The sequence below is a fragment of the Tessaracoccus lapidicaptus genome, from assembly GCF_001693815.1.
In the GTDB taxonomy this organism is placed as follows: Bacteria; Actinomycetota; Actinomycetes; order Propionibacteriales; family Propionibacteriaceae; genus Arachnia; species Arachnia lapidicapta.
Genome location: NZ_MBQD01000021.1, coordinates 266,333 through 288,151 on the forward strand (window position 1 = coordinate 266,333; position 21,819 = coordinate 288,151).

A 21,819-nucleotide genomic window follows, 5' to 3' on the forward strand; every position below is an offset into this window, starting at 1 on the left:
GAGGACGTACCGACCGTTGAGTCGGCATGAATCCGCTTCCTCCTTCGTCGGGTCGTTTCATGCCAGTCTCCCCGGGGGGGTCAACGAGGCGCGACAGGGCAAGACGTCGGGAGTGGATCGCCAGCCGCTATATGCCCCCATGCGGCCTGGCATATGCGGCCTGGCATATGGGGCCTGTATGCCGGGGCTGGCTGACAGCACCCCCCTATACAGGGCCCTATATGGCGCCTCATATAGCGTTTCCAAGTTCAGAGTCCCGTGGAGTGGTGGGGTTTGGGGCAGCGCGTGTGGTTGAGCTGATGGGAGGGCCATCGGCGAGATCTTCGGTGTGAACGACCAAGAACACACAGAAGGGGAGTCTCACCGGTGGCCCTGTCTCATTCTGCCTTAGATGACCTGCTCGAGGCGTTCCGCGCGGGCGAGGGTGCCGATCTGGTCCGTGAGTCCGTGCGTCTGGTGATGCAGGAACTGATCGAGGCCGAGGCCGCCGACGTGATCGGTGCTCGACGCTACGAACGCACCAGTGACCGTGTCACGCACCGTAACGGGTCCGGCCGAGGGAGGTGATGACCAAGGCCGGCAGCATCGAGATCGCGATCCCGAAACTGAGGACCGGCTCGTTCTTCCCGTCGGTGCTGGAACGCCGCCGCCGGATCGACCGCGCGTTGTACGCGGTGGTGATGGAGGCCTACGTAAACGGGGTCTCCACCCGGGCTGTCGATGACCTGGTCGTGGCCCTGGGCGGGACCGGGATCTCGAAGTCCGAGGTCTCTCGGATCTGCCAGGGCCTCGACGACGAGGTCGACCGGTTCCGCAACCGACGCCTCGAGGCGATTCGACTACCCGTATGTGTTCCTCGATGCCACGTATCTGCATGTCCGAGGCGGTGGCCTGGTCACCTCCAAGGCGGTCGTGGTCGCCACCGCCGTTGCTGCCGACGGCCGCCGAGAAATCCTGGGCCTCGACATCGGTGACAGCGAGGACGAGGTGTTCTGGCGCGGGTTCCTCACCAGCTTGAAGAGCCGCGGACTGCGCGGCGTCCGGCTGGTGATCTCCGACCAGCACACCGGCCTGACCCGCTCGATCCGCCGCTGCTTCCAGGGCGCGGCCCGTCAACGCTGCCGCGTCCACTACGCCCGCAACCTCCTGGCCCACGTGCCCCGCACCGAGGCGCAAATGGTGGCCGCGGTGTTCCGCACCATCTTCGCCCAACCCACCAGCGACGCCGTCGCAGCCACTTGGGACCAGGTCCGCGACCAGCTCGCCGGCCGCTACCCCAAGCTCGGACCCCACATAGACCTGGCCAAGGCCGAGGTCCTGGCCTTCACCGGCTTCCCCCGTCTGCACTGGACCAAGATCTGGTCCACCAACCCCCTCGAGCGGTTGAACAAAGAGATCAAACGCCGCGCCAGGGTCGTGGGGATTTTCCCCAACAAGGCCGCGGTCATGCGCCTGATCGGGATGGTCCTGGCCGACACCAACGATGAATGGATCACCGACGAGCGCCGCTACCTGTCCGAAGGATCCATGGCCAAACTCTTCCCGGAACCCGATAATGAACCCATCGCCGCCATCACCGGCAGCGAATCGTGAGCACCGAGGACACCATCTCGAAAGCCCACCACCCCACGCGACGCAATCGCCCCGTTCCCTCTCTCGTCAGAGAGAAGGGCTCGGAGTAGTAGTTGCGGCCACTCAGATGTACGCCGACACGCCACTCAAGCGTTCCAGGTGAGTCGACACCGAACGTGAGGGGAATCACGAAATAACCGCGCGAGTCTGTGCTCCTCACCTGCGAGCGAGCCCATCCTGTGGATAGCCGCACCTCGGACCAGATCACGGCGTTCGGTGCAACGTGAGCAGTGCCCCAGGTGTTGGACGCTTCACCGACCTTCTTGTAGCGCGCGGATTGGGCGTCCACAGTCACGACGCGCGTCAGGTTGAATGAAGGGGAGTAGACGGTACCCGCCGGAGTGCTGACGCCAACCCGCCATGTGTGGGTACCGACAGTGCTACCTCCATACGTCAGAGGAATTGCAGCGGCCCGCGCCGTCGGTCATCCTGACCTGCGATCGCGCCCACCCAGACGCAAGCCGCACCTCGGTCCACACCGACCGATAGGGAGCTCCAGCGGCGGCGCCCCACGTATTCGTCGGCACGCCCACGGGTTTTTGTCCTGCCGAATACGCGGACACAGACACGTCAGGAAGTGTGCGGGTCAGCGTGAAGGGGTTGGAGTAGACCGTACCTCCCTCTGCCTCGACGCCCACTCGCCAGCTGAGAGTGCCAGGTGTCGTAGCACCATACGTTAGGGGAATGACGAAGTTCCCGGAACCGTCGGTGACCCTGGTCTCTGCGAGCGGGACCAGCCGCTGGAGAGCTCCACTTCGGTCCACACGTTGGCATAGGGGGCCCCCGCAGCGGTACCCCACGTGTTGGTGCCGGCACCCACTACTTTCATGCCCGCAGAGTAGGCGGTGACGATCGTCTCTGCTCTGGCAGGTATAGGCGCCAAGACAAGTACGGTCGAGAGAAATGCAATGACAATTGCACCTGCATTGGTGCGGCGGGTCATTGAGGCTCCTGGGGAACGGTTGTATCCCCGGACTGCAAACCCGGGATCACGCCGGGGGACCCCGTCGGCGTGAAATGGGCAGCGCGGCCTCTAGCCTTGAACCCAACCCTGGGCGCCCAAGCTGGTTCACCGGACAGACAGAGCGGCGAGGGTGGGATTCGAACCCACGGAGAGTTGCCCCTCGGCCGCTTTCAAGGCGGCTGCACTAGTCCACTATGCGACCTCGCCAGTGCGCGACCATGCTAGCGCGTCGCGCCGTCGCCGGTATCGTGTCGGACCCCGGCCGACGCCGGGCCGGAGAGAGGACCGACATGCCGCCGAGGTCGCCGCTGCCGCCGCGCCACGGGCTTCAGGCCGCCTGGGTGCGCACCCCCGACCGGGATCCCTCCGCCCCCGCGCCGTGGGCGTCGATGCGTGACTGGCTGGTCGACAAGCTGGCCCCGTCCCCGGAGGACGTCGACGACATGTTGGCCCGGGGGGTGTTCGTCGACGAGGCGGGACGGCCCCTCACGGGCGCCGAGGGCTACCGCCCGCACACCTTCGTCTGGTTCCACCGCGAGCTCCGCGAGGAGGCCGAGGTGCCCGGTGAGCTGACCCTGCTCCATTTGGACGACCGGATCGCCGTGTTCGACAAGCCCCACTTCCTCTCCACCATCCCGCGCGGCCGCCACGTCCTGCAGTCCGCGGTGGTCAAGGCGCGCCGGCAGCTCGATAACCCCGAGCTCTCCGCCGCCCATCGGCTCGATCGCGGCACGGCGGGCGTGCTGCTGATGACCACCGCCAAACGGTGGCGGGCCGCGTACCACGGCGTGTTCAGCGACCGGTCGGCCGTCAAGACCTACCGGGCCATCGCGCCGGTCGACCCGGGGCTGAGCTTCCCACGCCGGGTGGAGTCACACCTCGTCAAGCGGGTCGGCACCCTGCAGGCGGAGACCCTGGATCTGCCGCCCAACGCCGTCACGGACATCGCCCTGCTGGAGGTGCGCGGGGCCTGGGGCCTGTACGAGATCCGGCCGACGACGGGCCGCACGCACCAGATCCGGGCCCACTTCAACGAACTGGGGATCCCGCTGCTCGGCGACCCGCTCTACCCCAGCGTCCTCCCCGTCGACATCGACGACTTCACGACCCCGCTGCGTCTGCTGGCCCACCGGTTGGAGTTCCCGGACCCGGTGGACGCTGCGCCCCGCTGTTTCGTCAGCTCCCGCCAGCTGGACTGGCCCTCGGGTTAGGGTGAAGCCCGGGGGTGGAGATGAAGCGTAAAGCGGGCTGGTTGATCAGGGGGGCGGTGCTCGCCGCCATGGTGCTGGGCCTCACCGCGACGCCCCCCGCCCCGGAGGCGGCCGCGCTGGACGTGTACACGACCCCCGGCACCCATGAGCTCAACGGCCGGACGTGGCGCACCGCGTGCGAGGCCTACTCTCCCTCCGTCGAACGCTGCCGCACCGAGATCGAGGCCCATCAGGTGGTCTACACCGGCGGCCGCTACGTCATGCGGTACGGCTGGACGTTCAACAATCTCACGTACAAGCCGAGCTCGCGCGTGCAGTGGATCGGCAACATCCTGGCCACCCCCGGCGAGCACACCGTCAACGGTCGCCGCTGGAAGACGGAGTGCGACTCGGCGTGGACCGGGGTGGGCGCCTGCCGCTCCCTCATCTGGAGCACGACGTACCAGGTGGTCGCCGGCTCCTATGTGCGGGTGCCCGCGTGGGTGTTCAACAACATCGTGAACTTCGCGCCCGAACCCGTCACCGACCAGTTCTGCGCCGCCGCCCCGATCTCGCCACCGCCCGCCGCGGGGGCGGGCCCTGACGCCGAAGCCTCTCCGACGCCCACGCCGACGCCGGCCGAGCAGACCGCCGAACCGGAGCCGTCGGCATCGGACCTCTCTGCATCCCCCACGCCCGAGGCCCCTTCCCCCACGCCTGAGGCTCCCTCACCCACACCCGAGGCCCTCTCGCCGACGCCCGAAACTCTCCCCCCGACAACGGAGGCTTCCTCCTCGGGCCCCGAGCCGTCACCCTCCCCCGTCGCCGGCACCACCTCGCCATCCGCCGAGCCCGACAGCGTCGGCTCTCCTGCGCCCACGCCGGCTCCCGCCCTGGCGGCCGCGGCGATCAGCGTGACGCCGACGATCACGTCCGTCCACCACCCGCACGTGGCGGGCGCCCTCTACGACCGGCTCGGGCCCATCATGGTGACCGGGACCGTCGACGGCGCACCGCCCGGAACCGCCGTCACGGTCGTCCTGCAGGACGCCGACGGGGCGCGCAGGTCCAGTGTCGACGTCGTCACCGGGACCGACGGCGCGTTCCGCGGGCAACTGACAGGCGGCTTCGCCGGGCGGGCGATGGTGGTCGTCACGTCCCTCGACGCCGTGGCGACCCGGGCCATCGACATCGGCCGCGCCACCACGACCCAGTCCATCCCCACCCGGCTGGACCCGGTCGCCGTGAGCCCGATCACCGGCCGGACGACGCCCGCGATCCCCGGTGCCATGGTGACGGCACAGGTCCGCGCAGGCTCCGGGTGGCAGGTCGTCGCCTATGCCCGCCCCGCCACGGACGGCAGCTACTCGGTCCCCTACAGCCACCGCGGCGGCTGGCTCGGTACGCAGGATGTACGGATCTGCGTGACACTGCCCTGGGGGGCCACGATCCCGAGCGCGTCCGCGACCACCGTGACCCGCGCACGCCTCGCGAATCCCGTCGTCACGCAGACGACGGCCGACGAGGTGGCCACCACCTACCGCGCCGGCTGCCCCGTCGCCCCGTGGCGCCTGCGGACCATCCGGATCAACCAGCAGTCCATGGACGGCCACGTGTATCGGGGCGAACTGATCGTGCGCAGCGAGCGCGCGTCCGAGGTGGTCGACGCGTTCCGGCGCGCCTTCGAGGGCGGGTTCCCGGTGTATCAGATGACCAACCCCAACGCCTTCGGCGGCAACGATCCCCGCATGATGGCCGCGAACAACACGTCGGCGTTCAACTGCCGGCGCGTCGTCGGGAACCCCTACGCGCTGTCGCCGCACTCCTACGGCTACGCCGTGGACGTCAATCCGTGGCAGAACCCGTACCGCGATCCCTCCGGGAAGTGGTGGCCCAGCACCGAGCACGTGTCGCGGACACCCGTGGTGCCCGGCCAGCTGACGGAGACGTCGATCCCGGTCGTGGCCTTCAAGTCCCATGGGTGGCGCTGGTTCGCCGGCTGGGACTGGCATCACTTCGAGAAGCGCTGATGTCGGCCCGCGTGGGCGGACGCCGCCGCGTCGTCGCAGGCCTGCTGCTGACCGGACTGACCGCACTGGGCTGCGCCGTCCCCGCTGACGACGCCCCGTCCGGGCCGGCTTCCGCCACGGCCACCCGCGCCACTGCCCCCGCCACGTCGCGGCCGGCCGCCACCCTCAGCCCATCGCCGGCGCCCTCGGCGTCGGAGTCGCCCGCCGCACCACCCGACGCTCCCCCGGTCCCGACCGCCCCCGCCCCCTCCACCGCCGGCGGTCTCACGGAGAGCGACATCGCCGTCCCCGACGGCTGGTCCCCCACGGCCCGCCCAGGGTCCCCCGACGACGGCTTCCTCGGCAACGGGACGTGGGTCCACGCGACGTCCCCCGCCCACTCGGCCTTCGCCGCGATCTCTCTGGGCTGCACCGATCTGCGCGCTTACCCACAGCCCGCCGCCGCCTTGGAGGGCACGCTCACCAACGCCGACGGGGCCGCCGGTGTCGGCCTGGTCCTCGAGTTCGCCGACGCCGCCGAGGCGCAGGCGTACTTCGCCGAGTGGGTGCGTCAGGCGGAGGCCTGCCTGGGAACGGTCACACAGCGGCTTGCGCTGACCGCGGACACGTGGGTGGGCCGCCGGAACCTCGACACCGTCTGGTCCGAGACGGTCGGCGTCCGCGGCGCGAGCGTCTCGCTGCTCATCGTCGACGACCCTGACACGGACCTCGCGGGCGTCCTCGGCTGACCCGGCTATGGCAGGCTGAGGGCATGCGCGCAGTGATCGTGACCAGCCCCGGCGACGTCGACGCCCTCACGCTCGGCGAGATGCCGACGCCCAGCCCCGGGCCGGGTGAGGTGCTCGTGCGGACCATCGCCTCCGGCGTCAACCGGGCGGACGTCCTCCAGCGGCAGGGCCACTACCCCCCACCGCCCGGCGTCACCGACGTCATCGGGCTGGAGGCCTCGGGCGTCGTCGCGGGCGTGGGCGCGGGCGTCGAGCGGTGGAGGGAGGGCGACGAGGTCGTGGCCCTGCTCGCGGGTGGCGGATACGCCGAGTACTTCGTCGCGCCCGAAGGCCAGCTGATCGCTCCCCCTCCCGGTGTCGACCTGGTGTCGGCGGCCGGGGTCCTCGAGGTGGCCGCGACGGTGCTGTCCAACCTGCGGGTCGCCCGGCTCGCACCCGGGGAGGTGTTCCTCGTCCACGGCGGCGCGGGCGGCATCGGGACCTTCGCGACGCAGTACGCCAAGGCTGTCGGCGCCACGGTCGTCGCGACGGCCGGCTCCGCTGCGAAACTGGACCACTGCCGCGCCCACGGCGCCGACCACGCGTTCGACTACCACGACGACTGGGTGGGCGCCCTCAAGGAGGCGACCGGCGGCGCCGACGTCATCCTCGACATCATCGGCGCCAAGTACCTCGAGTCGAACGTCGCGGCACTGCGGCGGGGCGGCCGGATCGTCGTCATCGGCCTCCAGGGCGGGGCCAAGGGCACGCTCAACCTCGGCCTCCTCCTCGCCAAGCAGGGCACCGTTGCCGCCACCTCCCTGCGGTTCCGGCCGGCCGCGGAGAAGGCCGAGATCTGCGCCGCCGTCGAGTCCGAGGTATGGCCGATGCTGGCGGACGGGCGGATCCGCCTCTCCCCCGAGACCCGGATGCCGTTCGACGACGTGCGGCGGGCGCACACTCAGCTGGTGGGCGGCGACAACGTCGGCAAGATCGTGCTGGTGCACTGACCGGGGCGACGCCCCGAACGTCAGTGGTCGAGCAGCGCCTGAATGGCCCGCTCGGCCGCGTGCCCGTCGCCGTACGGTTCGCCGCGCAGCCCTGCCGGCTTGGGCCTGACGATGACGTCGCGCAGCTGCGTCAGCTCGGGGTCGAGAATGTTCCAGCCGTCGGTCAGCGTCTCGACCCACTCGGTCTCCGTGCGGATGGTCGTCACCGGAGTGTCGAGGAGGAAAGCCTCCTTCTGGAGGCCACCGGAATCGGTGACGACGCCGGCCGCCGCCATGACCGCCCGCACCATCTGCGGGTAGGCCAGCGGCTCCGAGGCGACGAGGCTCCCGGCGCCGAGGTTGAGGCCGTGCCGCTCCGCCATGGCCCTCAACCTCGGGTGGGCCAGCAGCACGACCGGGACCGGCGCGTCCTGGAGGGCCGTGAGGATGGCGGCGAGTCGCTCCGGGTCGTCGGTGTTGTCGGCGCGGTGGATCGTGGCGAGCGCGAACGGCAGCCCGGGGTCGACGCCCGCGGGCACCTGCACCGGCTGCTCGGCGACGGCGTCGCGGGTGGCCAGGCAGACGTCGGTCATGACATCGCCGACGAGGACGGTGCGGTCGCGCAGCCCCTCAGCGGCGAGGTGCTCGACGGCCACCTCGGTCGGTGCCAGCAGCAGGTCCGCCAGGTGGTCGGTGACGATGCGGTTGTGCTCCTCGGGCATGCGCCGGTTGAACGACCGCAGCCCAGCCTCCAGGTGCGCGAGCTTGATGTGCATCTTCACGGCCGCCAGCGCCGCGGCCGCCGTCGAGTTGGTGTCGCCGTAGGCGAGGACCCAGTCCGGCTGGAACCGCTCGAGCACCTCGTCCATCTGGGCCAGCATCGCGCCCGTCTGCCGCCCGTGCGTGCCGGAGCCGACGCCGAGGTGCGCGTCGGGGGCGGGGATGCCGAGGTCACGGAAGAACACATCCGACAGCAGCGGGTCATAGTGCTGTCCGGTGTGCACGATCACGTGGTCGACGGACGGCTGGTCGGCGCAGGCACGCACGATGGGGCCGAGCTTGACGAACTGGGGCCGGGCGCCGACGACACTCATGATCTTCACGCGCCCCAGTCTGGCACATGCGTGCCGGGGGCCGGTCATGCGCGCGCTCAGCCGGCGGCGGCCTCGCGCACCTCGAGCGACCCGAATTCGCCGTGGGGCGTCGCGCCCGTGAACCCCGTCATGGCGCCGTACAGCTCGAGGATCGCCGCCTCCTGGCCCTGCCAGGAGTACCGCTCGGCCACCTCACGCACCGCGTAGCGCGACGGGTCCGTGAGCGCTCGCGCCGCGGCCTCCCCGAAGGAGCGTGCGTCGTTGGAGACGAACACCTCACCGACCCCGTTGCCGGTGACGAATTCGGCCATGAGCTTCGCGTCGGACACGACGAGCGGCAGACCCGCATGCAGGTACTCGAACAACTTGTTGGGCATGGCCGCGTCGTGATTGGGCGACCCGCCGGGCAGCGGGTGCACCGCGACGTCCGCCCCCGAAAGGTAGTGCAGCAGTTCGTTCTGACCCACGGGGCCGACGAAATGCAGGCGGTCCGCCACCCCGTGCTCCGCCGCGAAAGCCTCGAGCTTGGGGATCATCGGGTGCGGCAGCGGTACCGACACGACGACCAGGTGCGCCTCTGCCGGGAGATGCGCGATGCCCTCGATGATCGTCTCGATGCCGCGTGCCCAGCTCATGGTGCCGGAGTACACCACCACCGGCACGTCCGGCCCCAGCCCTGCGGCCTCGCGCACGGTCGTGGGGCCCTCCGGCGTGGTCAGCGGCGGCATGTTCAGGAAGACTGACGGGCGGGTCCGCAGATGGTAGACGTCGCGGAGGACGTCGGCGATGGGCTCGGACACCGTCGACGTGGCGTCGGCGTGCCCGATCATCGCGCGTTCGCAGGCGATGAGGGCCTCGTGCGCGGCCACCAGACCCTGCTCGAGCGGCGGGATCCCCGCGAAGTTCTCCCGCGCGTCGTAGTAGAACTTCGGGTCCCGCCCCTGCGCGCGGAGCCTGGTCAGCGCCTCCCGCGCGGCGAGGAGGACCTGCGGGTGGTGGGCGTGCAACACGTCGGGCTGCAGGTCGACCAGCAGGTCGGTGAGCGTGTGCTCGATGTCATAGACGACCGGCAGGTTGCGCTCGACGCCGACGATGACGAAGGGGTCCTTGAGGCCGGCGCGCCGACGGCGCTCGACGTCCACGCGGTAGGCGAGGTCCGACGCGACGGAGCGTCCTTTGAGGGCGGCGACGCGGCCGGTCTCGACCAGCCATCTGGCGGCGGCCTTCGCCGAGCCGGCGTTCAGCCCGCGGATGCGGGAGCGGAGCACGGCGCGGCGGCGGTGGGCGGCGCGGCGCGCCTCGAGGTTCCCGGCCGGGCCCTGCTGGGCGGGGCGGCGCTGGAGCGGGACCCGGATGACCCGGATGCCGTCGCCCAGGACGTACTCGCCGGAGCGACCGTCGGCCGCCTCGAGCGAGATGACGACCGGGTCGTAGCCGCCGCGCCGCAAGGTCGTGGCGAACTTCTTGACCCGCGAGTCGATGTCGATCGGGGCGTGCCGGAACAGGACGACGCGCGGACCCGTCACAGGTCAGGCTCCCTTGCCGATGACCGCGATGCGGACGTCGGGGAAGTTCGCGGGGTCGAGGACACGGCGGCCGTCGACGATCGCGGTGACCCCGGGCAGGGCGCCCGCGGCGAGGTCGCGGTACTCGGCGTGGTCGGTCTGCAGGATCGCCAGGTCCGCCTCCTGCCCGTAGTGGTAGGGGGCGAAGCCGTAGCGGCCGAGTTCCTCGTCGGTGAACATCGGGTCGTGGACGGCGACCTCGGCGCCGCGGGCGCGCAGCTCGTTGACGACGGGGAACACGCCGGAGAACGCGGTCTCCTTCACGCCGCCGCGGTAGGCGGCGCCGAGGACGGCCACGCGCTTGCCGGTCAGGTCACCGGCGAGGCCTTCCAGCAGGTCGACGGCGTGCGCCGGCATGGCGGCGTTCGCGGCGCGTGCGGTGGACACGACGCTGGCCTCAGGGTCGGTCCACAGGTACAGGCGCGGGTAGATCGGGATGCAGTGCCCGCCCACCGCGATACCCGGGCGGTGGATGTGGCTGTAGGGCTGCGAGTTCGACGCTTCGATCACCTGGTAGACGTCGATGCCGTTCGACGCGGCGAAGCGGGCGAACTGGTTCGCCAGGCCGATGTTGACGTCGCGGTACGTCGTCTCGGCGAGCTTGGCCATCTCGGCGGCCTCCGCCGAACCGAGGTCCCACACGCCGTTGGGGCGGGTCAGATCCGGCCGCTCGTCGAAGGTCAGCACCGCCTCGTAGAACGCCGTGGCGCGGGCGGCGCCCTCGGGTGAGAGCCCGCCGATGAGCTTGGGGTACTTGCGTAGGTCCGCGAACACGCGGCCGGTCAGCACCCGCTCCGGGGAGAACACGAGGTGGAAGTCGCGGCCCTCGACCAGGCCGGAGCCCTCCTCGAGCATCGGCTTCCAGCGGGTGCGGGTGGTGCCCACCGGCAGGGTGGTCTCGTAGCTGACCAGCGTGCCCGGCTTCAGCCCGGCGGCGATGGCGCGGGTGGCGTCGTCCATCCAGCCGAAGTCCGGGGTGCCCTCGCCGTCGACGAACAGGGGCACCACGACCACGACGGCGTCGGACTCCGCGACGGCCGCGGTCGTGTCCGTGGTCGCGCGCAGCCGGCCCGCCGGCACCAGCTCGGTGAGCTTGTCCTGCAGGTGTGCCTCGCCCGGGAACGGCTCCGTGCCGGCGTTGACCAGATCGACCACCGCCCGGTTGACGTCGGCGCCGATCACCTCATGCCCGGCATCGGCGAACTGGACCGCCAAAGGCAGCCCGATCTTGCCCAACGCAACGACCGTGATCTTCACTGAAAAGCTCTCCTTCGCATGGCCCCGCGCGATGCCGGGGCGGACTCGGCTGGCGGCACCGCCCTCAGGCGGCGCCCACCTCGATGAACCGGTTGGTGGCAGCGGACTCGATCATGGCCTCGCACACCTCGACCACCCGGGCGCCCTGCTCCATCGTGACGATGTCCGCGTCCTTGCCCAGCACCGCGTCGCGGAAGTTCTCGTGCTCGGTGCGCAGCGGCTCCGGCTTCGCGATCGCGAACCGCGTCACATCGCCCTCCGACACGCCCCGGAACTGCGCAATGTCGTCCCACGTGGTCGCGACCAGCCCGTTGGCGTAGAACGTCAGATCCGCGGTCAGCGTGTCGGCGACGAACATCCCCTTCTCGCCCGTCACCACAGTCAGCCGCTCCTTGGTCGGCGACAGCCAGTTGACCAGGTGGTTGCTCATCAGGCCGCCGCTGAGCTGACAGGTGGCCGACACCATGTCCTCGTACTCCCGGCCGGCCTTGCTGACCGTCCGCGCCCCGACCAGCTCGTACTCCCGCTGCGTCACCCACGCGGTCAGGTCCACGTCGTGCGACGCCAGGTCCTTGACGACGCCCACATCCGCGATCCGGGACGGGAACGGGCCCTGCCGCCGGGTCTGCACCTGGTACAGGTCGCCGAGGTCCCCGTTCTCCAACCGCTTGCGCAGATTCTGCAGCGCCGGGTTGTACCGCTCGATGTGCCCGGTCGCACCGACCAGGCCCTTGGCGGCGAACGCCTCCGCCAACCGGCGCGCGGCCCCGGTGTCCTTCGCCAGCGGCTTCTCGATCAGCGCATGCACGCCGGCCTCCGCCAACGCCAGACCGATCTGCTCGTGATACGCCGTCGGCGTGGCCACCACCACGTAGTCCACGCCCTGCGCGATCAACTCCTCGACCGACCCCAGCACCGGCAACGCTCCGGCGACGCCGTGCGGGTCACCCGCCGGGTCCGCCACGGCCACCAGATCGACACCGTCGATCGCCCGCAGATTGCGCGCGTGGTGCCGCCCCATCATCCCCAGGCCGATCAGACCCGCCCGCAGACCCGCCACGTCAGGCACCGGCCTTCGCCAGCGCGTTGACCGCCTCGACGATCCGCTCCAGGTCACCCTGCGACAGCGACGGATGCACCGGCAGCGACAGGCACTCCAACGCCGCCTGCTCCGTGTTGGCCAGGTGCACATCCACCTGGAACGGCTTGAGACGATGGTTCGGCACGGGATAGAACATCCCCGAGCCGACGTTGTACTGCTCCTTCAACGCCGCGGCGAACCCGTCACGGTCCTCAGCCACCCGCACCGTGTACTGGTGATACACGTGCACCGCACCCTCGGCCACCGGCGGCGTCACCACACCCTCCAGGTTCGCCGACAGGAACGCCGCATTCTCCTGCCGCGTCCGCGTCCAGCCGTCAACCTTCGTCAGTTGCACCCGCCCGATGGCAGCGTGGATGTCGGTCATGCGGTTGTTCAACCCGACGACCTCGTTGTGATACTGCTGCAACATCCCCTGGTTGCGGTACAGCCGCAGGTTCCGCTCGATCGTCTCGTCGGCCGCCGACACCATGCCGCCCTCACCCGAGGTCATGTTCTTCGTCGGATACAGCGAGAACATCGCGAACTCACCGAACGCGCCCACCGGCGTCCCGTTCAGCTTCGCCCCATGCGCCTGCGCCGCATCCTCGAACAGCTTCAGACCATGCCGGTCCGCGATCTCACGCAACTCGACCATCTTCGCCGGATGCCCGTACAGGTGCACCGGCATGATCGCCTTGGTGCGCTCCGTGATCGCCGCCTCCACCGAGGCCGGATCCAACGTGAAATCATCCAGCGCGATATCCGCGAAAACCGGCGTCGCGCCCGTCAACGCCACCGAGTTCGCCGTCGCCGCGAACGTGAACGACGGGACGATCACCTCGTCCCCCGCACCGATCCCGCACGCCAACAGGCCCAGATGCAGACCCGACGTGCCCGAGTTCACCGCCACACACGCCCGACCCAGACCGAAATGCGCCGAGAACTCCTCCTCGAACGCCTTCACCTCCGGACCCTGAGCGATCATGCCCGACCGCAACACCCGATCAACCGCAGCCCGCTCCTCGTCACCGATGATCGGCTTGGCCGGGGGAATGAACTCACTCACTTCGAAACCTCCACAAGGATGTCGTCCTGCTCCTGATACTGCTCACCGGTCTGCGGACACACCCACAGCCCCTCGGCGTCACCGCGCTCCAGCGGGATACCGGCGCGCCCCACCCAGCGGATCCGCTTGGCCGGCACTCCTGCCACCAACGCGAAGTCCGGGACGTCCTTGGTCACGACGGCGCCCGCGGCCACCATGGCCCAGCGCCCGATCGTCACCGGTGCCACGCACACGGCCCGGGCCCCGATCGAGGAGCCGGTGCGGCAGGTGACGCCCACGGGCTCCCAGTCGTCGCCGCGCTTGAGCTTCCCGTCCGGGTCGATGGACCGCGGGAAGTGGTCGTTGGTGAACACGACGGCGGGGCCGACGAAGACGCCGTCCTCCAGCACCGCCGGCTCGTAGACGAGCGCGTAGTTCTGCAGCTTGCAGTTGTCGCCCATCTGCACGCCCGTCCCGACGTACGCGCCGCGACCGACGATGCAATTGACTCCGAGAACCGCCTGCTCACGCACCTGGGCGAGGTGCCAGATCGAGGACCCCTCTCCGATCACCGCGTCCGGAGACACGTCGGCGCTGGGCTGGATGCGAACCATGTCGCTCCCTTCTGTCGTCGGGGATGAGCATACAACCTGGGTCACCGTCGGCTCCGGACGGAGGAGGCCAGCGCAGCGACCGCCGCGGCGACGTCGTCGTAGGGGTTGGGGCGCTCCCGCGCCTCGGTCCCCGCCGCGCGTGCGGCCGCCACCAGCTCGTCGCGATAGGCCTCGTCGGTAGCGAACCTCCGCAGCGCAGCCACCGTCTCGTCGTGCCCGGAGACCACGACGCCTGCGCCGGTCCCCTCGAGCAGCGCGGCGACCCGCGGGAGCGGGGTGGCCACCGTCGGGAGACCGCAGGCCTGGTACTCGTACACCTTCGACGGCATCGCGTCGCGGAACGCCGGGGTGTCGTCGAGGAGGCAGAAGCCGACGTCAGCCCGTTCCGCGAGGCGCCAGGCCTCGGCCGGCGGCAGGCGGTCGTGGAAGCTCACGTGGCGGCAGTCGTCGTCCGTGAGCCGCGCCTCGAGCCAGCTGCGGTCCGCGGGGGCGACCGCGCCCACGAGGTCCAGCGCCCACGGCTGCGGGTCGGACACCGTCGCGGCCACGGCCTCGATCATCGCCTGCAGGCCGCGCGTGCGCCGGTTGTCGCCGATGTAGAGGGCGCGGTACTGCCCCTCCGCGCGGTCCCGCCGGACCGGCGGCAGCAGGCTGAGGTCGGGCTCGTTGCGGAGCAGCATCCGGCGGGGGGCCGTCCGCGGAGGGACGTGGTCGTCGGCCGCCAGGACGAGGTCCGCCGCCGCGATGATGCGGGTGAGCAGGCCGACGGTCCCCTGGAGCACCCGCAGCAGGGGGCCCGGGACCCACGGCCGGTCGGTGAGCAGGGCCCGGTAGTCCTCGTGTACATCGGCCACCCACGCGCCGCGACGGAGGCGGCGGCTCAGCCAGGCCATCGGCGCCGTGTCGGGGTCGATGGTCAGCAGCACCGGCGTGCGCAGGCGCCACGGCCACAGCAGGGCGCGCATCGCGCGGACGGCCGCCCCCTGGCGCGGCGCGGTGCGGATCGTCGCCCCGGCCGGGCCGCCGGCGGGGTCACCGAGGCCCAGGATCTCGACCGTGAGGCCCGCTCGGCGCAGCGCCCGGACGGTGCGGTGCAGGCGGGCGTCCGCGACGTCGTGACCGGTGGTGACGACGCCGACGTCGGCGCTCAGAAGTCCTCCATGACGATGGCCTCGTCGCCGACCTTGAGGAACTCGAGGTAGGCGTCGCAAACCTCCGCGGGGTCGCCGCGCTTGATGAGCCGGCCCTTGTGCAGCCAGATGACCTCGTCGGACAACTCCTGGATGGTCGAGAGGGCGTGCGAGACCAGGAGCATCGTGCCGGCGGAGTTCATCAGCTCCTCCATCTTCTTGCCGGCGCGCTGCTTGAACTGGGCGTCGCCGGCCGACAGGGCCTCGTCGATGATGAGGATGTCCGGCTCCATGAACACGGCGACCGAGAACGCCAGCCGGGAGAACATGCCCGACGAGTACGTCCGCATGGGCATGTCGATGAAGTCACCCAGGTCGGCGAAGTCCGCGATCTCCTCGAACTTCTCGTTGACCTCGGCCCGGCTGAGTCCGGCGGCGAGTCCGCCGATCATGACGTTCTCGCGGCCCGTGAGGGCCGAGTTGAAGCCGACGCCGAGCGCGAGCAGCGTCGAGACCTTGCCCCGCACCTCGATCTGACCCTTGGTGGGCGGGAGGATCCCGGCGACGGCGCGCATGAGGGTCGACTTGCCCGCGCCGTTGGCGCCGATGAATCCGGTGCACTTGCCCGCGGGGACCTCGAAGCTCACCCCCTTGAGGGCGTTGACCTCGCGGTAGCGCACCTTCTCCTTGCGGGCCTTGCGGACCAGCGCGTTCTTGAGGGAGTTCTTGCGCTCGAGGTTGACGCGGTACGTGACGTAGAGGTCGTCGACGATCACCGCGGCGTCGTCGAGGTGCTCCGTCGGGCCGGTGACGGACTCGTGTGCGACGGGCTCCGGCGCGCCGGGGTCCCGCTCCAGGGACTGATCAGAGGCGGACAGCGAACTCACGCTCCCTCGAGATGAAGTACAGGGTCCCGACGACCGCCGCGAGGACGGCCCAGATCGTGCCGCCCACCAGGTAGCTGACGGCGGGCGTGTGCCCGGCGAGCGCGTCGTGCCAGATGCCGAGGACCCCGAAGACGGGGTTGAGCTGGATCCACTGCCCGACGTGGCGCCCGATGGGGCCCTCGAGGAACATCTCTGCCGAGTAGAGGACCGGTGACGCGTAGAGCCAGATGCGGATGAAGTAGGGCAGGAACTGCGAGGTGTCGCGGAAGTAGACCTGCCACGTGGCCACCAGCGCCCCGAGCCCCAGACCGAGCAGCGTGGACAGGACGATCGCGACCAGCATCCACAGCATGTTCCACGACCAGGGCAGGCCCCAGGCGATGTGGATGACGAGGTACACCAAGAGCGTCGGCAGGAACCGGCGCAGGCCGACGTAGACGTTGGAGAAGATCAGCAGCATCTTCGGGAAGCTCATGTTGAGGACGAGGCTGCCGGCGTTCGTCACCGCGTTGACGCACGCCTGCATCGCCCCGGTCACGTAGAAGAAGAGGAACAGGCCGGCCGCGATGTCGGGGAAGGTGTGACTGGCGGAGCCGCCGGACAGGACCACGACGAGGAGGAAGTACACGCCCGCCAGGAGCAGGGGGTTCACAACCAGCCAGAGCTGCCCGAGCACGGTGTTGGTGTTGGTGGCCCGGAGGTTGGTGTGCGCCAGCTCGAGCGCGAAGTCACGCCGATGCCACAATTCGCTGAAGTAGTCGCGCAGGTTGGGGATGCTGGCCTTGTGCGGCTTGTAGACGCGACGCTGCACCGAGGCGTCAGTCCTGCTCCGGGACTCGCTCAACGTCTCTCCTTCCGGCATGTCGGCCACGTCCGCGACGTCACGCGGTCCGGTGGTCGGTCATCAGTGTCGCATACACGCTCCGGAGGACCGCTTCATCCTCCGGCCAACTCAGCCTGGGCCGGGCCCGCCGGACCTGATCGACCAGCGCCGGGTACCCGTCGACGGCCGTGCGCAGCGCCGCGGTGAGCGAGGCGGCATCCCCGGGGCGGTAGAGAACGCCGAGCCGGTGCTCGCGCACCAGGGCCCCCAGCTGGCCGACGTCGGTGGCCACGACGGGGACACCGAGGCTGACCGCGTGGAAGAGCTTGTTCGGCATCGCCAGCCGATGGTTGGGCCACTTGTCCGAGTGCGTCACCAGGGCCAGTCCGGCGGCCGCGATCTCGCGGGACACGTCGTCGAGCGGGAGGGCCGGCCGGACGGTGGCGCGTCCGGAGTCGAACGTCGCCAGCCAGGTCTCGTCGCCGGGGCCGACGATCGTGATGGGCAGGTCGGTGTCGCGGCTTGCGGCGGCGACGACCTCCAACTCGCGGTAGGCCCCGACCCGGCCCGCGTACACCGCGCCGCGCGGTCGGGCGGGCAGGTCCGGAAGCTCCGAGTCGGGGCGCAGCGGGAACGTGTTGCGCACGACGGCGATGTCGGTCCAGCCGTACTGCCGTGTCAGTTCCTCGGCGACGCCCGGTCCGACGGTGATGACGGCGGCCGCGCGACCGCCCCACTCCGCTTCCTGCCGGCGCTCGCGCCGATCCTGCAGGGGTGTCGGCCGGTACTCGCGCGGGACGCCGCTCCAGAGTTCGTGGGAGTCGTAGACGAGTGGAACGCCGCGTTCCTCCGCCAACCGCGCGCCCACGCCCAGCGCGGTGAAGTCGTGCGCGTGGACGACGTCGAAGGGCCGCTGGGCCGCGTCACGGTACGCGCCGTCGGCCCACCGGGAGAAGGAGCTGTTGCGGTGCTGCGGGAGCAACAGCCACCGCGCGAACCGGGCGGGCCAGGACAGCCGAGTCGGGGAGTCGTCCCGCGCCTCGCGGCGGAACACCGACGACGAGCCGACGCTCGAGACCGTGACCCCGGGCCCGGGTGCGAATCCTGCAGGGACGGATTTGCCGACGATGTGGACGCTGTGGCCGATCCCGGCCAGACTCGACGCCTCCCGGAGCACCCGGGTGTCGGTGGCGACGGAGGTGGCCACCAGCATCAGCACACGCATCGAGCAGAACCCTCCCGAGGGACCGAGGGCCAGCTCCAGGTAAGCCTGACCGCGGAGCCAGTCTAGGCGCACGGAGCGCGGAGGGCTGGATCCGCCACTGTGCTAGGTTGACGCGGATAGACCCCCCAAAGGGTAAGACTCCCGAGCAGGTGCCCTCATGCGACTTTTCCGGATCATGACAGTGGCTCTAGCGATGGCGCTCGGGGTGATCTCTGCGCCACAGGCCTCGGCCGAGATCGACGTGTACACCACACCGGGCGTGCACGAAGTGAACGGGCGGTTGTGGTCGACAACGTGCGGGCGATACAGCACCCAGGTGGAGCGCTGCCGCACCGAGATCTGGGCGACCACGATCACGATGACGTCCGGCGGAGGCTTCACGCGGAGCAACGGCTGGGTCTTCAACAACCTCACCTACAAGCCGGTACCGAGGGCGGTCTGGGGAGACAACCCGCTCGCCAACACCCGGCAGTGGACCGCGGAGGACGGTCGACTCTGGCGCACCGAGTGCGACACACCGACCACCGGCCGCAACGGCTGCCGGAGCGAGACGTACTCCAGCGTCGTCCTCGTCCGAGACGGTCGTGCCGTCGTGGATCAGGCGTGGGTCTTCAACAACATCGTCCGCTTCTCGACGTCCACCGCCACGGCGTCGCCCGCGCCGTCGCCGAGTTCGTCCTCGGGAACCAGCTGCGACACTTCCGTGCTCCCCGCCGGCTATGCCGTCACCAACGGGGTCCCCCATGCGATCAAGCCCCCCTATACGCCGGTCGACCAGTTCAACCCCGTCTCGGTGGCCCTCTTCATCGATGCCGTGAGCAAGTCGTCGGCGATCGCCGCTGACACGCAGCTCTGCCTGATGCGGATGGCGGGCAAGCTCGCGCTGAGCAAGGCGGTGAGCCGCAGCTACGCGGGTGAGACCTCCCTGTGGTACCCGTACGGCTTCGCCTATTCGGCCAATCCCTCGACGCCCACCCTCCAGCCCCCCTGGTACTCCGGCATCGCCCAGGGCGCGATGTTGTCGGCCCTGGGCACCCTCCATGACCGCACCACGGGCACCGAGGCGGCCACCTGGCGGGACGCGGCCACTCGCACGCTCAACTCCTTCCTCATCCCCTACAGCGACGGTGGGGTGCGCAACTATCTCGACATCAAGGGTCAGCGGGTCCTGATGTTCGAGGAGTACCCCACCGGGGCGACGCCGACGAGTGTTCTCAACGGCCAGCATGTCGCGCTCATCGCACTCGACGCCCACTATCGGCGCTTCGGAGACGTCAGGGCGAAGGCCCTGTTCGACGAGGGCGTGGCCCACTACGACCTCGTCCTCGAAGCGGCCGAACTGCCGGTCGAGGGCGGCATCATGTCCACCTACGACCTCGTGCGGGGGTACGCGCCGGCGCCGCTGAGATACGTCTCACTCGGCGGCAGCGTGAGCCGTAGCAAGATGAACGCGACGGTTGTCGACGTCCCCACCGCGCTGCGCGATGTCCCGGCGCCCAACGTGATCGTCAACCCGACGCTCGGCACGGCGACGGGGTGGAAGATCCTCGGCAGCGGCACGACCATCGCCAACGGCGTGGCGACCGTGCGCAACGACGGCGCCGGATGGACCGGCATCGAGCAGCGGATCCCCGGCGGCACCTTCCGCTCAGGACAGAAGGTGAGCCTGCAGTTCCAGGCCAAGGCAACGTACCCGTTCGGCCTCAGCGGGATCTCTCCGCGGTACGTGGCCTACCAGGTGTGCCCCTCCGGCACGACGAACCTCCTCGATCAACAGAAGAACCGTGGGGACGTCTGGGCGGTGTACCGCGACGAGTTCACCGTGCGGGACGGGAGTTGCACCATCCTCCTGCAGTTCCTCACCGCAACTACGCGGGCCAACGACACAGTCGTGCAGTACGACAACATCTCGTTGCGCCGCTCGGACACCGTCGGAGCGGCACTGACCCCGCGGTACGACCTGTTCGTGTGGCGCACGCCCGTGAACAACCTCACCCTGTTCGGCACCGGTCTCGTGGCGGTCGAGGTGTACACGGGCGGCCGCTGGCACCAGATCATCCAGTTCAACGCCCTGCCGGAGGGCCGGACTGTTCAGATCCCCGAGGAGTACACGGGCCGCAACATCCACTACGGCTACCACGACACGTCACACATCGCTGAGCTTCAGTCCCTGTACACGCGGTCCGGCCTCGAGTACTTCAAGACGTACGCGGAGCGCTGGCTCCCACTGGCGCCGAACAACGCGCGCTGACGAGGGGCGTCAGCCCTGACTCCCGGTCGTCCCGATCGGGTTGTTCTCCAGGACGTCGATCCAACATCCGGCGGCCTGCAGGGACAGCAGCGGAGACACGTCGTCGACGGTGTTGCCGCTCACGTAGAGGTACTCCAGGCCCGTCCACGGCGCCAGGGACGCATAGGACTCGAGCGTTCCCGTGCCGTCGGTGTTGACCTGTCGCTGCAGCCAGAGCCGCTCCAGAAGCGGGAGGTTCGCCGGGCTGGCATCGAACGTGCGCAAGGCGTTGTCGTTGAGGTACAGCCGGGTGAGGGACGGCAGATTCGGCAGCGGACGCACCGTCGGGAGCCTGTTGGCAGCCAGATCGAGCTGGACGAGTCGGGTGTGCCGGCCGCCGGACAACCCGGAGACGTCGCTCAACTGGTTGCCGGCGAGGTTGAGTCGGACCAGGTTCGGCAGGGCCGGCCATCCGGTCAGACCCGAGAGCCGGTTTCGTCCGAGGTCGAGCTCGATGAGCGACGGCAGGGACGGGAGCCCCGACACGCTGGTGAGCCGGTTGTGGCCCAGACCGAGCCATCCGAGGCTCGGCAGCGCGGGCATCCCGGCCACGCTCGTGAGCGCGTTGCCATCGAGGTACAGCTCGGTGAGGTTGGGGAAGGCCGGCATTCCGGCGAGCGAGGTGATCCCGCGATAGTCGCATGCGAGGTAGCGGAGCCGTTGCAGTTCGGCGGTGGGGATGACGGTGCCCCGGAGCGTGACGTTATCGGCGATGCACGCCCTCAGCCCTGGGTCCTTGACCGAGCCGAGCAGCACGCCGCCGAACCGCACCATGTTGTTGAAGACTTCCTGGGTGACGCGGTAGTAGTACGGCTCTCCGCCTGCCGACGTTCCCGTCTTGATCACGCTGGCCGTCACATAGGTCCGGCACCCGTTGCGGCCCGTGACGTCGGTGTCACAGTCGGTACGCCAACGGCGTCCCTTGTCGTCGGTCCACCTGTAGGACATCCCGCCCCCGGCCACCGCCGTTCCCTGGCGGACGTCGCCGAGCGGGTTGCCGTACCAGAGGCTCCGGGGCGCCTCGGTGTAGGTGAGGTTGTTGAACACCCACCCCGTCGTGACCACGAAGCGGCCGCTGGCATCCTGCGTCACCTGGGTGGCGTAGATGGAGGCCGTGCACCGTTCGACCTGTGAGTAGGGCTCGCACGTCGTGCGCCACTGACGACCGTTGACGCTGTGGGACCCTGGCGTGATGTAGACGTCGACCGCCGCCGACGCGCCCGGCGAGGACACCCCCAGCAGCCCGATCGCCAGAATCGCGGCGAGGAGCAGTCGTAGGGATCTCATCTCGAA

Annotated in this window: 16 protein-coding genes, 1 tRNA gene and 1 pseudogene; 6 read left to right on the forward strand and 12 right to left on the reverse strand. The window is 69.9% G+C overall.

All coding sequences use genetic code 11. The annotated features are described in order from the left end of the window. Positions 1-366: 366 nt before the first annotated feature. Positions 367-1,593, forward strand: a pseudogene (locus tag BCR15_RS08240) (IS256 family transposase). A 1,125-nt stretch (positions 1,594-2,718) separates the two neighbouring features. Here BCR15_RS08240 and BCR15_RS08245 read toward each other — a convergent pair. Then, positions 2,719-2,803, reverse strand: a tRNA-Ser gene (locus BCR15_RS08245). 182 nt (positions 2,804-2,985) lie between these two features. Here BCR15_RS08245 and BCR15_RS08250 point away from each other — a divergent pair. From BCR15_RS08250 to BCR15_RS08265, 4 genes are read left to right on the forward strand one after another with little or no spacing between them, the layout of a single operon-like run. After that, the gene (locus BCR15_RS08250) at positions 2,986-3,807 is read left to right on the forward strand and encodes a pseudouridine synthase (protein WP_197971790.1); all 822 of its coding nucleotides are present in this window, start codon (positions 2,986-2,988) and stop codon (positions 3,805-3,807) included. Positions 3,808-3,827: 20 nt separating this feature from the next. After that, positions 3,828-5,816 (forward strand): M15 family metallopeptidase, encoded by a 1,989-nt coding sequence (locus tag BCR15_RS08255; RefSeq protein ID WP_141680076.1) that lies wholly within the window; start codon positions 3,828-3,830, stop codon positions 5,814-5,816. Continuing rightward, positions 5,816-6,544 (forward strand): hypothetical protein, encoded by a 729-nt coding sequence (locus tag BCR15_RS08260; RefSeq protein WP_068751709.1) that lies wholly within the window; start codon positions 5,816-5,818, stop codon positions 6,542-6,544. Before BCR15_RS08255 ends, BCR15_RS08260 begins: the two co-directional genes overlap by 1 nt. Positions 6,545-6,567: 23 nt before the next feature. Further along, on the forward strand, positions 6,568-7,533 hold the full coding sequence (locus BCR15_RS08265; RefSeq protein WP_068751710.1) for an NAD(P)H-quinone oxidoreductase: 966 nt from the start codon (positions 6,568-6,570) through the stop codon (positions 7,531-7,533). A gap of 20 nt (positions 7,534-7,553) precedes the next feature. Here BCR15_RS08265 and wecB read toward each other — a convergent pair whose 3' ends face one another. The 10 genes from wecB to BCR15_RS08315 all read right to left on the reverse strand — a co-directional run bounded on the left by wecB (position 7,554) and on the right by BCR15_RS08315 (position 18,236). Next, positions 7,554-8,615: a non-hydrolyzing UDP-N-acetylglucosamine 2-epimerase gene (wecB, locus tag BCR15_RS08270; protein ID WP_068751711.1), complete on the reverse strand. Its 1,062-nt coding sequence runs from the start codon at positions 8,613-8,615 to the stop codon at positions 7,554-7,556. A 47-nt stretch (positions 8,616-8,662) separates the two neighbouring features. Next, entirely contained in the window at positions 8,663-10,132 is a 1,470-nt protein-coding gene (locus tag BCR15_RS08275; RefSeq protein WP_068751712.1) for a glycosyltransferase, read from the reverse strand. A 3-nt stretch (positions 10,133-10,135) separates the two neighbouring features. Beyond that, positions 10,136-11,428 (reverse strand): nucleotide sugar dehydrogenase, encoded by a 1,293-nt coding sequence (locus BCR15_RS08280; protein WP_068751713.1) that lies wholly within the window; start codon positions 11,426-11,428, stop codon positions 10,136-10,138. Positions 11,429-11,492: 64 nt separating this feature from the next. Next, on the reverse strand, positions 11,493-12,488 hold the full coding sequence (locus tag BCR15_RS08285) for a Gfo/Idh/MocA family protein (protein WP_068751714.1): 996 nt from the start codon (positions 12,486-12,488) through the stop codon (positions 11,493-11,495). 1 nt (position 12,489) lies between these two features. Further along, positions 12,490-13,578 carry a DegT/DnrJ/EryC1/StrS family aminotransferase gene (locus BCR15_RS08290; protein ID WP_068751715.1) on the reverse strand — a complete coding sequence of 363 codons (1,089 nt, stop codon included), beginning with the start codon at positions 13,576-13,578 and terminating at the stop codon, positions 12,490-12,492. Continuing rightward, on the reverse strand, positions 13,575-14,171 hold the full coding sequence (locus BCR15_RS08295) for an acyltransferase (protein ID WP_068751716.1): 597 nt from the start codon (positions 14,169-14,171) through the stop codon (positions 13,575-13,577). The genes BCR15_RS08290 and BCR15_RS08295 overlap by 4 nt, the downstream gene beginning before the upstream one ends. A gap of 41 nt (positions 14,172-14,212) precedes the next feature. After that, a complete protein-coding gene (locus BCR15_RS08300) occupies positions 14,213-15,382 on the reverse strand; it encodes a glycosyltransferase (protein ID WP_141680077.1) in 1,170 nt (389 codons plus the stop codon). Further along, positions 15,319-16,188 carry an ABC transporter ATP-binding protein gene (locus BCR15_RS08305; RefSeq protein WP_228383450.1) on the reverse strand — a complete coding sequence of 290 codons (870 nt, stop codon included), beginning with the start codon at positions 16,186-16,188 and terminating at the stop codon, positions 15,319-15,321. Before BCR15_RS08305 ends, BCR15_RS08300 begins: the two co-directional genes overlap by 64 nt. Next, the gene (locus BCR15_RS08310; protein ID WP_176715205.1) at positions 16,166-17,032 is read right to left on the reverse strand and encodes an ABC transporter permease; all 867 of its coding nucleotides are present in this window, start codon (positions 17,030-17,032) and stop codon (positions 16,166-16,168) included. The genes BCR15_RS08305 and BCR15_RS08310 overlap by 23 nt, the downstream gene beginning before the upstream one ends. Positions 17,033-17,069: 37 nt before the next feature. After that, positions 17,070-18,236 carry a glycosyltransferase gene (locus BCR15_RS08315; protein WP_068751718.1) on the reverse strand — a complete coding sequence of 389 codons (1,167 nt, stop codon included), beginning with the start codon at positions 18,234-18,236 and terminating at the stop codon, positions 17,070-17,072. A 205-nt stretch (positions 18,237-18,441) separates the two neighbouring features. Between BCR15_RS08315 and BCR15_RS08320 the strand changes: the two genes are divergently transcribed. Next, positions 18,442-20,487: a D-glucuronyl C5-epimerase family protein gene (locus BCR15_RS08320; protein ID WP_176715206.1), complete on the forward strand. Its 2,046-nt coding sequence runs from the start codon at positions 18,442-18,444 to the stop codon at positions 20,485-20,487. Positions 20,488-20,496: 9 nt separating this feature from the next. Here the strand turns inward: BCR15_RS08320 and BCR15_RS08325 are convergent, their stop codons facing one another. After that, positions 20,497-21,813, reverse strand: coding sequence for a leucine-rich repeat domain-containing protein (locus BCR15_RS08325; RefSeq protein ID WP_068751720.1), 1,317 nt, complete (start codon positions 21,811-21,813; stop codon positions 20,497-20,499). Positions 21,814-21,819 lie beyond the last annotated feature (6 nt).

Coding starts and splice junctions, on each gene's coding strand:
- BCR15_RS08255 (WP_141680076.1), top strand. CDS start 3,828: ATGAAGCGTAAAGCGGGCTGGTTGATCAGGGGGGCGGTGCTCGCCGCC.
- BCR15_RS08325 (WP_068751720.1), bottom strand. CDS start 21,813: ATGAGATCCCTACGACTGCTCCTCGCCGCGATTCTGGCGATCGGGCTG.
- BCR15_RS08250 (WP_197971790.1), top strand. CDS start 2,986: ATGCGTGACTGGCTGGTCGACAAGCTGGCCCCGTCCCCGGAGGACGTC.
- BCR15_RS08315 (WP_068751718.1), bottom strand. CDS start 18,236: ATGCGTGTGCTGATGCTGGTGGCCACCTCCGTCGCCACCGACACCCGG.
- BCR15_RS08295 (WP_068751716.1), bottom strand. CDS start 14,171: ATGGTTCGCATCCAGCCCAGCGCCGACGTGTCTCCGGACGCGGTGATC.
- BCR15_RS08260 (WP_068751709.1), top strand. CDS start 5,816: ATGTCGGCCCGCGTGGGCGGACGCCGCCGCGTCGTCGCAGGCCTGCTG.
- BCR15_RS08265 (WP_068751710.1), top strand. CDS start 6,568: ATGCGCGCAGTGATCGTGACCAGCCCCGGCGACGTCGACGCCCTCACG.